The organism is Roseateles albus (genome assembly GCF_028595345.1).
In the GTDB taxonomy this organism is placed as follows: domain Bacteria; phylum Pseudomonadota; class Gammaproteobacteria; order Burkholderiales; family Burkholderiaceae_C; genus Paucibacter_A; species Paucibacter_A albus.
In genome coordinates, this window is record NZ_JAQQXT010000002.1 from 250339 (window position 1) to 263460 (window position 13122).

The 13122-nt window shown below is 61.1% G+C and carries 13 protein-coding genes; all 13 read left to right on the plus strand.

Annotated elements, in window-relative coordinates; genetic code table 11:
- Window positions 1–20: 20 nt before the first annotated feature.
- The 13 genes from pilW to PRZ03_RS04090 all read left to right on the plus strand — a co-directional run bounded on the left by pilW (window position 21) and on the right by PRZ03_RS04090 (window position 13115).
- Window positions 21–875, plus strand: a complete 855-nt coding sequence (gene pilW / locus PRZ03_RS04030; RefSeq protein ID WP_273599140.1) for a type IV pilus biogenesis/stability protein PilW — start codon at window positions 21–23, stop codon at window positions 873–875.
- Window positions 876–885: 10 nt separating this feature from the next.
- Window positions 886–1809 (plus strand): helix-turn-helix domain-containing protein, encoded by a 924-nt coding sequence (locus PRZ03_RS04035; RefSeq protein ID WP_273599141.1) that lies wholly within the window; start codon window positions 886–888, stop codon window positions 1807–1809.
- 17 nt (window positions 1810–1826) lie between these two features.
- Window positions 1827–3131 carry a flavodoxin-dependent (E)-4-hydroxy-3-methylbut-2-enyl-diphosphate synthase gene (ispG, locus tag PRZ03_RS04040; protein ID WP_273599142.1) on the plus strand — a complete coding sequence of 435 codons (1305 nt, stop codon included), beginning with the start codon at window positions 1827–1829 and terminating at the stop codon, window positions 3129–3131.
- 39 nt (window positions 3132–3170) lie between these two features.
- On the plus strand, window positions 3171–4487 hold the full coding sequence (gene hisS, locus PRZ03_RS04045) for a histidine--tRNA ligase (RefSeq protein ID WP_273599143.1): 1317 nt from the start codon (window positions 3171–3173) through the stop codon (window positions 4485–4487).
- Window positions 4488–4542: 55 nt separating this feature from the next.
- On the plus strand, window positions 4543–5214 hold the full coding sequence (locus tag PRZ03_RS04050) for a YfgM family protein (protein WP_273599144.1): 672 nt from the start codon (window positions 4543–4545) through the stop codon (window positions 5212–5214).
- On the plus strand, window positions 5211–6335 hold the full coding sequence (gene bamB / locus PRZ03_RS04055; protein ID WP_273599145.1) for an outer membrane protein assembly factor BamB: 1125 nt from the start codon (window positions 5211–5213) through the stop codon (window positions 6333–6335). The genes PRZ03_RS04050 and bamB overlap by 4 nt, the downstream gene beginning before the upstream one ends.
- Before the next feature lie 70 nt (window positions 6336–6405).
- Window positions 6406–7746, plus strand: a complete 1341-nt coding sequence (gene der / locus PRZ03_RS04060; protein ID WP_263531929.1) for a ribosome biogenesis GTPase Der — start codon at window positions 6406–6408, stop codon at window positions 7744–7746.
- Window positions 7747–7837: 91 nt separating this feature from the next.
- Window positions 7838–8092 carry an RNA chaperone Hfq gene (gene hfq / locus PRZ03_RS04065; RefSeq protein ID WP_263531930.1) on the plus strand — a complete coding sequence of 85 codons (255 nt, stop codon included), beginning with the start codon at window positions 7838–7840 and terminating at the stop codon, window positions 8090–8092.
- Between the two features lie 25 nt (window positions 8093–8117).
- Entirely contained in the window at window positions 8118–9413 is a 1296-nt protein-coding gene (gene hflX / locus PRZ03_RS04070) for a GTPase HflX (RefSeq protein WP_273599146.1), read from the plus strand.
- The gene (gene hflK / locus PRZ03_RS04075) at window positions 9410–10732 is read left to right on the plus strand and encodes an FtsH protease activity modulator HflK (protein WP_409993918.1); all 1323 of its coding nucleotides are present in this window, start codon (window positions 9410–9412) and stop codon (window positions 10730–10732) included. Before hflX ends, hflK begins: the two co-directional genes overlap by 4 nt.
- 17 nt (window positions 10733–10749) lie before the next feature.
- On the plus strand, window positions 10750–11652 hold the full coding sequence (gene hflC, locus PRZ03_RS04080) for a protease modulator HflC (protein WP_263531932.1): 903 nt from the start codon (window positions 10750–10752) through the stop codon (window positions 11650–11652).
- A gap of 30 nt (window positions 11653–11682) precedes the next feature.
- Window positions 11683–11871 carry a DUF2065 domain-containing protein gene (locus PRZ03_RS04085; RefSeq protein WP_273599147.1) on the plus strand — a complete coding sequence of 63 codons (189 nt, stop codon included), beginning with the start codon at window positions 11683–11685 and terminating at the stop codon, window positions 11869–11871.
- 80 nt (window positions 11872–11951) lie between these two features.
- Window positions 11952–13115, plus strand: a complete 1164-nt coding sequence (locus PRZ03_RS04090) for an ATP phosphoribosyltransferase regulatory subunit (RefSeq protein ID WP_273599148.1) — start codon at window positions 11952–11954, stop codon at window positions 13113–13115.
- Window positions 13116–13122: the final 7 nt, after the last annotated feature.

The window sequence follows — 13122 nt, forward strand, 5'->3', positions numbered from 1 at the left end:
CAACCACGAGTTTGAGTCGAATGAATCGCATCAATCGTATGGAAATCCTCTCGCCGGCTTTTCGCCGCGGTATCGGCCGAGGGCTGAGCGCATGCCTGTTGGCGGGGATGACGGGTCTAGTGGCCTTGAGCTTGAGTGGCTGCGGCACTCCGGGAGAGCCCAAGGCAGAAGAACCGCGCACCGCCTCGGATCAGACCGATGCGGATCGCCGCGCCAGCGTGCGCATGGAGATGGCCGCCGCCTATTTTGGCCGAGGCCAGTACAACACTGCATTGGATGACGTCAAGCTGGCGCTGAGCCTCAAGCCCGACTTGCGTGAAGCGGTCAATCTGCGTGGTTTGATCTATGCCGCCATGGGTGAAACCAAATTGGCGGAAGACAGCTTCAAGCGTGCCCTGCAGCTCTATCCGCGTGACCCGGATACCTTGCACAACTACGGCTGGCTGCTCTGCCAAGAGCAAAGATGGGCCGAGGCTGATGTGCAGTTTGATGCAGCCCTGGCCCAGACCAGTTACCGCGCGCCGTCGCGCACGCTGATGGCCAAGGGCGTTTGCGAAGCCCGCTCTGGCCGCATGAGCGAGGCCGAGCGCAGCTTGGCCAAGGCCTTTGAATATGACCCGGCCAGCCCTGCGGTCGCGGTCAACTTTGCAGAAGTGCTGTTCCGTAACAGGCAATATGTGCGGGCTCAGTTCTATATCAAGCGCGTCAATGCTCAGCCTGATTACAGCAATGCGCAAAGCCTTTGGTTGGCTCTGCGCATCGAGCGCAGACTGGGCAACACAAAATCAGTGGATGAATTGAGCCAAGCCCTGCGAAACAAATATCCGGACTCACCGGAGCGGCTGGCCTTGGACGATGGGCGATTTGATGAATGAGGGGGAAGGCATGTCTTCAGACGTGAGCGGGGCGGAGCCTCTGCTGGCTCAGCCTTTGCCGGCGGCGAGTGCGGGCGCTATGTTGCGCGACTTGCGCAGCAAGCAAGGTTTGCACATAGGCGCCATGGCCGCAATGTTGAAGGTGCCGCAAGCGAAGTTGGAGGCGCTGGAGGCCGACCGCTGGAAGGACTTGCCGGACGCGACCTTCGCACGCGCTCTGGCCAAGGCCATGTGCCGGGTCTTGAAGGTTGACGCGCAAGCGGTGCTGGCCTTGTTGCCTAAAGGCAATGAGCCCGAATTGATGGTGTCGCGCGGCTTGAATCAGCCCTATCGCGAGCATGATGGCCGCTCCGAGGGCTTGTCGCTGACCGTGTTTCAGCGCCCCCTGGTGCTGGGTGCCGTGGTTTTGTTAGCGGCAGCTGCGGGGGTCTATTTGATGCCAGCAGGTTGGGTTGAACGGCTGGGGCAGAACGAGGGCAAAGCGCCCGAGGTGGCGACTGCCCCTCCAGCCAATCCCGCTGTCGTGGAACCCACATTGATTGAGCCGGTCGCCTCGGCGCCACTGCTGGCAATCGGTCCAGGCGTCGTGGCTAGTGCGCCTCTTGCTGCTTCTGCTGCGTCTTCTCCGGTGATTCCCGTGGCCGCCGCGCCGCTCAAGGCCGCTGCAACGGTTCAGCCCCAAGGGGCGCCGGAGGGTGCAGTGCCCTTGAGCATCAAGATCACGGCGGAGTCTTGGGTTGAGGTGGTCGATGCACGGGGTCAGGTCTTGCTGTCCAAGACCTTGCGCGTTGGCGAGGATCAGGCGCTGGCCGGTTTGCCGCCGCTGAAAGTCAAGGTTGGCAATGTGGCGGGCACCGAGCTGCATTTGCGCGGCAGCAAAGTTGATCTTGCCGGGCAGGCACAGAACAATGTCGCCCGCTTGGAATTGAATTGATTGATTGAGTGAAGACTATGAGCGCAACATTGATTGACACCAGCAGCTCTTTGGAAGAGGCCATCGCGGCCGCTCGGCCAGCTCCACGCCGCTCGCGCCAAGCGCGGGTGGTCTGGGGTAGCCGCGTCGTCACGGTGGGCGGCGATGCGCCGGTGCGCATTCAGTCGATGACCAATACCGACACCGTCGATGTGATCGGCACCGCAATTCAGGTCAAGGAGCTGGCGATTGCCGGCTCCGAGATGGTGCGCATCACCGTCAACACGCCCGAGGCCGCCGAGGCCGTGCCGCATATCCGCGAGCAGCTTGACCGCATGGGCATTGATGTGCCCTTGGTTGGCGACTTCCATTTCAATGGTCACCGCTTGTTGACCGACTTCCCCGCCATGGCGCAGGCGCTGTCCAAGTACCGCATCAATCCCGGCAATGTCGGCAAGGGCGACAAGCGCGACCGCCAATTCGGCCAGATGATCGAAGCGGCCGCCCGTTACGACAAGGTTGTGCGGATTGGTGTCAACTGGGGCAGCCTGGACTCCGAGTTGCTGGCGCAGATGATGGACGAGAACGCCGCCCGCGCGGAGCCCTGGGATGCACAACAGGTGATGTATCAGGCGCTGATCCAATCGGCACTCAGCTCAGCCGCTTACGCACGCGAATTGGGGCTGAACCCCGACAACATCGTCATCAGCTGCAAGGTCAGCGGCGTGCAGGATTTGATCTCGGTTTACCGGGCCTTGGCCAAGCGCTGCGACTACGCGCTGCATCTGGGTCTGACCGAAGCCGGCATGGGCACCAAGGGTACGGTGGCCTCGGCGACTGCCTTGTCCATCCTGCTGCAAGAGGGCATTGGCGACACCATCCGCGTCTCGCTGACGCCGCAGCCCGGTGAAGCGCGCACCCAAGAAGTGGTCGTGGGCCTGGAGATTTTGCAGTCACTGGGCCTGCGGGCGTTCAATCCCAGCGTGACCGCCTGCCCGGGTTGCGGGCGCACGACCAGCACCACCTTCCAGGAGTTGGCCAAGCAGATCGATGACTTCCTGCGTGCGCAGATGCCGATCTGGCGCGCCAAGTATCCGGGTGTCGAGAACATGAAGGTGGCCGTGATGGGCTGCATCGTCAACGGCCCCGGCGAGAGCAAACATGCCGACATCGGCATCAGCCTGCCGGGCACCGGCGAGGCGCCGGCCGCACCCGTCTTCATCGACGGCGAGAAGGCCTTGACCCTGCGCGGCGCCGGCATTGCCGATGAATTCCAGGTGCTGGTTGAAAACTATATTGAGAAGCGCTTTGGTGGCGCGTGTGCTGCCGAAACGGCTGCCTAAAACGACTGACAGAAGCAAGTGCCAGAGCTGGATAAACGAATGACTGCTGTTGACGATAAGAAAATGACTGCTAAGGTCGAGCCCTTGCGTGCTGTGAAGGGCATGAACGACATCTTGCCGCCCGAGTCGGCGCGCTGGGAGTGGCTGGAGGAGAAGATGCGCAGCGTGCTGCAGCGCTATGGCTACCAGAATGTGCGCACGCCCATCGTCGAACCGACCGCCTTGTTTGTGCGCGGCATCGGCGAGGTCACCGACATCGTCGAGAAGGAGATGTATGCCTTCGAGGACCGCATGAACGGCGACCAGTTGGCGCTGCGCCCGGAGATGACGGCTGGCGTGGTGCGCGCCATGACCGAGCATTCATTCCTGCGCGATGGTGGCAAACGGCTCTATTACTTTGGCGCCATGTTCCGCCACGAGCGGCCACAAAAAGGCCGTTACCGCCAATTTCATCAGATGGGTGTCGAGGCGCTGGGCTTTGCCGGGCCCGATGTCGATGCCGAAGTGATCCTGATGGGCAGCCGACTCTTGCGCGAGCTGGGGCTGGTCGACGGCGAGCATTTCAGCCTGGAGCTGAACTGTCTGGGCGAGGCCGCCGAGCGCAGTGCCCACCGTGCAGCGCTGATTGCTCACTTGGAGCGGCACAAAGAGTTATTGGATGAAGAAGGTCAGCGGCGCATGTACAGCAACCCGCTGCGCGTGCTGGACACCAAGAATCCTGCCCTGCAAGAAATGGCCAACGCGGCGCCGAAGTTGTTGGACTTCCTGGGCGAAGCTTCGCTGGCGCATTTCAATGGTGTGCGGGCGATTCTTGACGCAGCCGGCATTGCCTATCGCATCAATCCGCGCTTGGTGCGTGGCCTCGACTATTACAACCTGACCGTGTTCGAATGGGTGACAGACAAGCTTGGCTCGCAAGGCACGGTCTGTGGCGGTGGGCGTTACGACGGCTTGATCGAGCAGTTGGGCGGCAAGGCCGCGCCGGCGGTGGGCTTCGGCATGGGCCTTGAGCGCATGCTTTTGTTGCTGGAGGAGGTGGGTGTCGTGGCTGAGGTGCCGACCCTGCACGCCTATGCCATCGTGCCCTCAAGCCTTGGCCTGCCCCAGGTGATGGTGGCGCTGGAGGCGCTGCGCGGCGCGGGTGTATCGGTGCAACTCCATCCGGGGCAGAGCAGCATGAAGTCGCAGTTCAAGAAGGCCGATGCGAGCGGCGCCACCTACGCGCTGATCTTCGGCGAAGACGAGTTGGCGCAGGGTTTGGTGGCGCTCAAGCCGCTGCGCCGCGAAGGTGGCGAGCAAGTGATGCGCAGTATTTCTTGTGTCGCTGATTGGGCCTCCGAGCTGCTCAACGCATAATCGCGGGCTAATTTCGCCCATTTCAATTCCAATAAATTCCGAGCACCTTTCATCCATGGCGACGCATCTCGATCTCGAAGAACAAGAACAGCTGGATCAGCTGAAGGCTTTTTGGAAGCAATATGGCAACCTGATCACCTGGGTCATCACCCTGGTGCTGGCCGGTTTCGCGGCCTGGAATGGCTGGACCTGGTGGCAGCGTGACCAGGCCGTCAAGGCTGCGGCCATGTATGAAGAGCTGGACCGTGCCGTGCAGGCTGGCGACGCCGACAAGGCGGGGCGCGTCTTTGGCGATTTGAAAGAGCGCTACCCGAAAACGACCTACACGGCGCAGGCTGCGATGCAAGCGGCCAAGTTGCAATACGACAAGGGTCAGGCCGAGGCGGCGCGCGCCAGCTTGGCTTGGGCGGCAGATAACGCGGCCGACGACGAGTACCGTGAACTCGCGCGCCTGCGCCTGGCCGGCTTGCAAATGGAAGCCAAGCAGTTCGCGGAAGCCGCCAAGACGCTGGATGCGATCAAGCTGCCCGAATTCACAGCCTTGCAAGCCGATCGCCGCGGCGATATGTTTGTGCTGCAAGCCAAGCCTGAGCTGGCGCGAGCTGAATATCAAAAGGCCTATGCGGCGATGAATAGCAAGCAAGACTATCGCCGTTTGATCGAAGCCAAGCTGGCGACGCTGGGTGTGGCCTCGGCGGACATGCCTGCTTCTGGAGCGGCCAAATGAGTTTGAAAAATCTTGCCGCTGCGGCCTTGGCCTTTGGCGCGCTGGCCGGCTGCTCCGTGTTCAGCTCGTCCACAGCGATAAAGCCTGCCGAGTTGGAGCAGATCACGCCTGCGATAGCCGGGCGCGTGGTCTGGACCGCGCGGCTTGATTCCGTCAAATTCCCGCTCGCGCTGACTTCGGTTGGCGATCAGTTTGTCGTGGCAGGCAGCGACGGTACGGTGCAAGCGCTGCAGGCCAGTGATGGCCGCGCCTTGTGGAGTGCCAATGTGGGCCAAAAGCTTGCTGCTGGCGTGGGTAGCGATGGCCGCTTTGCGGCGGTTGTCACCACCGGCAATGAGGTTGTGGCCTTGGACGTGGGCCAAGTGCTCTGGCGCAAGACATTGCCGACGCCGGTCGTGGCGGCGCCTTTAGTCGCCGGCGAACGGGTGTTTGTGCTGACCGTGGACAGACAAGTCCATGCTTACGACGTCAAAAATGGCGACAAAATTTGGATTCTGAGGCGTCCCGGCGAGCCCCTGACCTTGGCGCAGCCGGGTGTGATAGCCGCCTTCAAGGACACCTTGATCGTCGGGCAAGGCACCCGCATGGCCGGCGTTGATCCGCTGCGCGGCACGATCCGCTGGGAGGCCAGCGTGGCCAACCCACGCGGCACCAATGAAGTTGAGCGTTTGGCCGATTTGGTAGGGCCTCTGGCCCGTAGCGGCGAAACACTGTGCGCTCGCGCTTTTCAGTCGGCCGTGGGCTGTGTCAATGCCGAGCGGGGCAGCTTGATGTGGAGTCGCAATGTCGGCGGTACCTTGGGTGTGGGCGCCGATGCCAAACAAGTCGTGGGCGGGGATGCCTCCGATCGTCTCAGTGCTTGGAATATCAGCAATGGTGATGTCCTCTGGACGGCCGAACAATTCCTCAATCGTCGGCTGAGTACGCCGCTGATTTTGGGCGCTACGGTGATCGTGGGTGACTTTGAGGGCCAGGTGCACTTCATCTCCGCCGCCACCGGCAAGACGCAGTTGCGCTTGGCAACCGACGGCTCGGCGGTGGTTGCGGCGCCAGTGGTGTCGGGCAACACCATCTTGATTGCCACTCGAAACGGCGGCCTGTTTGCCATGCGACCCGAATAAGGTCGAGAATCGGCGCCAGAGTCCTTGTACGAGTCGGCTTTGAATCCTTTGCAGTGAGAAAAACAAAAATATGAAACCCGTCATCGCCCTGGTAGGCCGCCCCAATGTGGGCAAGTCCACGCTCTTCAACCGTTTGACCAAGACGCGCGACGCGATCGTCGCGGACTTTGCCGGCCTGACCCGTGATCGCCATTACGGCGATGGACGCATCGGCAACCAAGAGTTCACGGTGATCGACACCGGCGGTTTCGAACCCGACAGCACCACCGGCATCGTCAAGGAAATGGCCAAACAAACCCGCCAAGCGGTGGCCGAGGCCGACGCGGTGGTGTTTGTGGTCGACGTGCGGCTGGGTTTGTCGGCCCAGGACTCCGACATCGCGCGCTATTTGCGCCAGGCCAGCAAGCGCATCTTCTTGTGCGTGAACAAGGCCGAGGGCATGAGCGAGTCGCCCCTGCTGGGCGAGTTCTTCGAGCTCGGCATGGGCGAGCCGCATCCGATTTCAGCTTCCCACGGTCAAGGCATTCGCAGCCTGATGGAGGCAGTGCTTGAGCCCTTCGAGTTTGAGGACGAAGAAGAGGGCGCGGAAGAACAGGCGCCCGACGGTGTAATCCGCCTGGCCGTGGCCGGCCGCCCCAATGTGGGCAAAAGCACTTTGATCAACACCTGGCTGGGTGAAGAGCGCTTGGTTGCGTTCGATATGCCCGGCACCACGCGTGACGCTATTAGCGTGCCGTTTGAGCGCAACGGTCAGAAGTTCGAGTTGATTGACACGGCCGGCCTGCGCCGTAAAGGCAAGGTGTTTGAGGCGGTCGAGAAGTTCTCGGTGGTCAAGACGCTGCAAGCGATTGCCGATGCCAATGTGGTGCTGCTGCTGCTGGACGCGACGCAAGGCGTGTCGGATCAAGATGCTCATATTGCCGGCTACATCCTGGAGAGCGGCCGCGCGGTGGTCTTGGCCATCAATAAATGGGATGCGATCGACAGCTATCAGCGCGAGATCTTGCAGCGCTCCATCGTGCAACGCCTGGGCTTCTTGAAGTTCGCGCCTATCCACAATATCTCGGCTTTGAAGCGTCAAGGTATTGCGCCCTTGTGGGGTGCATTTGCCGATGCCTATGCCTCGGCCTTCCGCAAGATGACGACGCCGGTGCTGACGCGCTTGATTCAAGAGGCGGTCGAGCACCAAACACCCAAACGCAGCGGGCACTTCCGTCCCAAGCTGCGCTATGCCCACCAAGGCGGCATGAACCCGCCGCTGGTGATCGTGCATGGCAATTCGCTCGAAGGCGTGACCGAGGTGTACAAGCGCTATCTGGAAGGCCGCATCCGCGCGCATTACAAATTGGTTGGCACGCCGATGCGCATAGAAATGCGCTCGTCCAAGAATCCGTTCAGCGACAAAGACTAAACCGGCAGTGGCCGCATGGCTCAGTGCCGTGGCCTGCCTGTGTTAAGGTCGAATCTAAATTTCAACTCCCTCTCACAACACGGAGCATATCGTGAGTAATAAAGGCCAACTCTTGCAAGATCCCTTCCTGAATCTGCTCCGTAAAGAGCATGTACCGGTGTCCATTTACTTGGTCAACGGCATCAAATTGCAAGGCCAGATCGAATCCTTCGATCAATACGTGGTCCTGCTGCGCAATACCGTGACGCAAATGGTTTACAAACACGCCATCTCTACCGTGGTGCCGGGCCGTGCAGTGAACTTCCACACCGCCGCAGACGGCGGTGACGACGACAGCGCGGCTTAAGCCTCCAGAGTCCGCTAGCATCACCTTGGCATCTCCTTCATCCCACCCCGCGCAGCCGCCTCTTGAGGAAGCTCGCGCGATTCTGGTCGGCGTCGATTTCGGCCGTTCCTCCAAGGCCGGATCAACGTTTGACGCAACGCTCGATGAACTGGCCTTGCTGGCCGAATCGGCCGGCGATACACCGGTAGCGCGCGTGATCGCGCGCCGCCAAGCACCCGACGCTGCGCTCTTTGTCGGCTCCGGCAAGGCCGACGAGATCAAGCTGCTGGTGCAGGCTCACCAGGCACATACGGTGCTGTTTGATCAGGCCATCTCGCCCGCTCAGCAGCGCAATCTGGAACGCGTTCTGGGCGTGCCGGTGGCGGACCGAACCGCCTTGATCCTGGAGATTTTTGCCGCCCGCGCCAAGAGCGCCGAGGGCAAGATGCAGGTCGAACTGGCGCGGCTGCAATATCTGGCTACCAGGCTGGTGCGGCGCTGGAGCCATCTGGAGCGTCAAAGCGGCGGCATCGGCATGCGCGGCGGCCCCGGCGAGGCGCAGATTGAGCTTGATCGGCGCATGATCGACGAGCGCATCAAGACCATCAAAGAAAAGCTCAAGAAGGTCGAGCGCCAGCGCAGCACGCAGCAGCGGGCCCGCGCACGTAACAGCGTATTTCGTGTGTCGCTGGTCGGTTATACCAATGCCGGCAAGTCCACCCTGTTCAACGCGCTGGTGAAGGCGCGCAGTTACGCCGCTGATCAGCTGTTCGCCACGCTCGATACCACCACGCGCTCGCTCTATCTGGAACAGGCCGGGGCCAGCGTTTCGCTGTCGGACACGGTCGGATTCATCCGCGACCTGCCGCACAAGTTGGTGGTTGCGTTTCGGGCTACCTTGCAGGAGGCCGCCGATGCGGACTTGCTGCTGCACATCGTCGATGCCGCTTCGCCGGTGTTGGATGAGCAAATGCTCGAAGTCGAAAGCGTGCTGGATGAAATCGGCGCATCGCCCATCCCGCAGATCATCGTTTACAACAAGCAAGACATGCTGGAAGAAGACCAGCGCCCGCGCGAGCCGCTGGACTGGATCGAACGCCCGGGTGAGGGCGGCGGCGCCGGCGTCCGAGCTGCACGAGTCTTCGTCAGTGCGCTCGATGGCAGTGGGCTTGATGTTTTGCGTGAGCAAATTGTCCTGGCCATGCAAAGCGAGGCTGCGAAGTCCGCGACGGCCTTGAATTTTTCTGAGCCTGCCCCAGATAGCGGGGTGGACTTTGATGATGAAAACTTAAGCGCGGAGGCCGACCCGGATTCCGCCGCAAACCACCCTACACAGGCATGAGCATGAATACCTTTGAGCCAGTGAGCCGCCCGCGGCAAGAGCTAAGCAGCACCGGTCGATTGAAGCCCCTGGCTGCGGCCACCCTGGCCCTGCTGGCAGGCTTGATGCCCGCAGGTTGGCGCGCCGGCCGGCATGAGAGCAATGGTCGCAACGATGGGCCGCCCGATCTCGATGAGCTGTGGCGCGACTTCAATCGCAAGCTGTCCGGCATGTTCGGGGCCAAGCCCGAAGGCTCGGGAAACAATGATTCGGGTGGCGCAGGCGGCGGTAACAACGGATTTCAGCCCGATATGAAGAGCGCCGGCATCGGCGCCGGTCTGATCGGCGGCGTCGTTTTGCTGGGTTGGTTGGGCAGCGGCTTCTTCATCGTGCAAGAAGGTCAGCAAGGCGTTGTGACCTCCTTTGGCAAATACAGCAAGACCGTCGAGGCGGGCTTTCAGTGGCGCTTGCCTTATCCGTTTCAAGCGGATGAAATCGTCGCTGTGACGCAGCTGCGCCAAGTAGAAGTGGGCCGCAATTCGGTTGTTGCGGCCACGGGTCTGCGCGATTCGTCGATGTTGACCCTGGATGAAGCCATTGTCGATATCCGCTTCACCGTGCAGTACACGCTCAAAGACGCACGCGATTATTTGTTTGAAAATCGCAGCCCCGATGACGCGGTGACCTTGGCGGCGGAGTCGGCTGTGCGGGAAATCGTCGGCAAGAGCCGCATGGATTCGGTGCTCTATGAGCAGCGTGACGCCATCGGTATCGACCTGGCAAAGTCGGTGCAAGCCCAGTTGGACAGGCTCAAGGCCGGCATTCAAATCAAGAGCGTCAATGTGCAAAGCGTTGCGCCACCGGAGCAGGTGCAGGCCGCGTTTGACGATGCCTTCAAGGCGCGCGCCGATGGCGAGCGTTTGCAAAACGAAGGTCAGGCCTACGCCAATGACGTGATTCCCAGGGCGCGCGGCGCCTCGGCCCGGCTGATGGAAGAAGCCGAGGGTTATAAATCTCGCGTCGTGGCGCAAGCCGAGGGTGATGCGCAGCGCTTCAAAAGCGTCTTGAGCGAGTATCAAAAGGCACCGGTCGTGACCCGGGATCGCCTCTATATCGACACCATGCAGCAGGTCTACTCCAACGTCAGCAAGGTGATGGTGGAAAGTCGTAACGGCAGCAACTTGCTTCATCTCCCTCTGGATCGCTTGATGCAGGCAGCGGGTTCGGTGACGGCTACCCCGCCAGTTGCCGCACCGGCTGCGAATGAGAGTTCTGCGCCGCCCGCGCCGGTCAATGATGTCCGGTCGCGTGACGGCCTGCGTAGCCGCGACGGCCGCTGAGATCAGGGAGTTAAGAGATGAACCGTATTGTTTCTATCGTCGTCGGCTTGCTGGTCGCCTTCATGTTGGCCAGCTCCATGTTGTTCATCATTGATCAACGCCAATTCGCTGTGGTCTATGCGCTGGGTGAAATTAAGGAAGTCATCACCGAGCCCGGCTTGAAGTTCAAGCTGCCGCCGCCGCTGCAAAACGTGGTCCTGCTTGATCGCCGGGTGCAAACCTTGGACAGCAACGAGTCCAAGCCCATCTTCACCGCTGAAAAGAAGAGTTTGGTCATCGACTGGTTGGTCAAGTGGCGTGTGGCCGAGCCGCGCCAGTTCATCCGTAACAACGGCGCCGACATGCGCAATGTTGAAAACAGATTGAGCCCAATTGTGCAGGCGGCCTTGAACGAAGAAGTGACCCAGCGCACCGTCCAGGGCGTGTTGTCGACCGAACGCGAAGCGGTCATGACTGGCGTGCGCAAGCGGCTTGAACAAGAGGCTAAGCAGTTCGGTATCGAGATCGTTGACGTGCGTGTCAAACGGGTTGACTTTGCCGCCTCCATCACCGATTCGGTCTACCGTTTGATGGAATCCGAGCGCAAGCGGGTGGCCAGTGAGTTGCGCTCTACCGGGGCGGCCGAAAGCGAGAAAATTCGCGCCGACGCCGATCGTCAGCGCGAAGTGATCGTGGCCGAAGCGTACCGGGATGCGCAGAAGATCAAGGGCGAGGGCGACGCCAAAGCGTCCGCCTTGTACGCCGATGCTTTCGGGCGCGATCCTCAGTTCGCACAGTTCTATCGCTCCTTGGATGCTTACCGCGCGAGCTTTCGCAGCAAGACCGACGTGATGGTGCTGGACCCTAGTAGCGACTTTTTCAAGGCCATGCGCGGTTCGGGTTCTGGCCCTGCTGCCGCGCCGGCAGCACCGCGCAAGTAAGCAGCTAGTTCACCCGAATCGAGGCCTGTTTTGCCCGATGCTGTCTGGTTGGCGCTCGCCTTGATGCTGGTGATAGAGGGCTTCTTGCCCTTTGTCAGCCCGGCCGCTTGGCGGCAGGTTTTTGAGCGCTTGCTGGCCATGAGTGATGGTCAAATTCGCTTTGTGGGTTTGTCCAGCATGTTGGCGGGCGGGCTCGGCCTCTTGTTTTTGTGGCGATGAAACGCGGAGAAAGCGCTTCTCGCTCCGAGGGAGTATTTACCCCCGGTACAATGCCGTTTTTAACCGGACCCAAAATCAACATGGCTTCTGCCTGGCTGCTGCCTGAGCATATTGCCGATGTGCTGCCTTCTCAGGCCAGACGCATCGAGGAACTCCGCCGAGAACTGCTCGATATGGCCCGCGGCTATGGCTGCGAGTTGGTCATGCCGCCGCTGCTTGAGTATCTGGAGTCGTTGCTGTCGGGCACCGGCCATGCGCTTGATTTGCAGACCTTCAAACTGGTGGATCAATTGTCTGGTCGCAGCTTGGGTCTGCGGGCTGACACCACACCTCAGGTGGCCCGCATTGATGCGCATTTGTTGAACCGCGCCGGCGTGACAAGGCTTTGCTATTGCGGACCCGTGCTGCACACGCGCCCGGCCGGCCTGCAGTCGACACGCGAGCCCTTGCAGTTCGGTATCGAGATCTATGGCCATGCAGGGCTGGAGGCCGATCTTGAGGTTCAAGAATTGGCGCTGGATGTTGTCGCGCGCGCCGGTTTACTGCATACAACCCTGGATTTGGGTGATGCTCGTTTGTTACGCGGTGTACTCGGTGACTTGGTGCTGAGTGCCTCTGTCATGGATGAATTGGTCGCTGCCTTGGCGACCAAAGACGGCGTTGCCTTGGGCGACTTGAGCCAAAGCTTGCCTGCGGCGGTGCGCGACGGTCTGCAGCAACTGCTCGGCCTTTACGGCGGCATCGAGGTCTTGGGCCTAGCGCGGCAGCGCTTGCCGGCTCACCCCTTGATTGCGGCCGCGCTGGATGATTTGCAGTGCTTGGCTGAGCATTTGCAGCAGACCCATCCGGAGATCCGGCTCGGCTTCGATTTGGCTGACATGACCGGCTATGCCTATTACAGTGGTGTGCGCTTTGCACTCTATGCCGAAGGCTCCAGCGATGCGGTCTTGCGCGGCGGCCGTTACGACGAAGTGGGTGCCGTGTTTGGCCGGCGCCGCCCAGCTGTGGGTTTCAGCCTTGATTTGAAGGCGCTGGAAGCCTTGAGTCCGCCGACACCGCTGCGTGCTGCCGTGAGAGCGCCTTGGGGCGAGGCGGCGGGCTTGCGCGCTGCGGTGCGTGCTTTGCGTGCGGCCGGCGAGACGGTGGTCTGCGTTTTGCCGGGCCATGAGCATGAGGGTGATGAATTCGACTGTGACCGTGAGTTGGTGCAGATTGACACTCAGTGGGTGTTGCGCGCGCTTTGAGCCGCGC

Excerpts from the sequence above, each read along its gene's own strand:
- PRZ03_RS04090 (WP_273599148.1), top strand. The coding sequence starts at position 11,952 with ATGGCTTCTGCCTGGCTGCTGCCTGAGCATATTGCCGATGTGCTGCCT.
- bamB (WP_273599145.1), top strand. The coding sequence starts at position 5,211 with ATGAGTTTGAAAAATCTTGCCGCTGCGGCCTTGGCCTTTGGCGCGCTG.
- hflC (WP_263531932.1), top strand. The coding sequence starts at position 10,750 with ATGAACCGTATTGTTTCTATCGTCGTCGGCTTGCTGGTCGCCTTCATG.
- hflK (WP_409993918.1), top strand. The coding sequence starts at position 9,410 with ATGAGCATGAATACCTTTGAGCCAGTGAGCCGCCCGCGGCAAGAGCTA.
- PRZ03_RS04035 (WP_273599141.1), top strand. The coding sequence starts at position 886 with ATGTCTTCAGACGTGAGCGGGGCGGAGCCTCTGCTGGCTCAGCCTTTG.
- ispG (WP_273599142.1), top strand. The coding sequence starts at position 1,827 with ATGAGCGCAACATTGATTGACACCAGCAGCTCTTTGGAAGAGGCCATC.
- pilW (WP_273599140.1), top strand. The coding sequence starts at position 21 with ATGAATCGCATCAATCGTATGGAAATCCTCTCGCCGGCTTTTCGCCGC.
- PRZ03_RS04050 (WP_273599144.1), top strand. The coding sequence starts at position 4,543 with ATGGCGACGCATCTCGATCTCGAAGAACAAGAACAGCTGGATCAGCTG.
- der (WP_263531929.1), top strand. The coding sequence starts at position 6,406 with ATGAAACCCGTCATCGCCCTGGTAGGCCGCCCCAATGTGGGCAAGTCC.
- hisS (WP_273599143.1), top strand. The coding sequence starts at position 3,171 with ATGACTGCTGTTGACGATAAGAAAATGACTGCTAAGGTCGAGCCCTTG.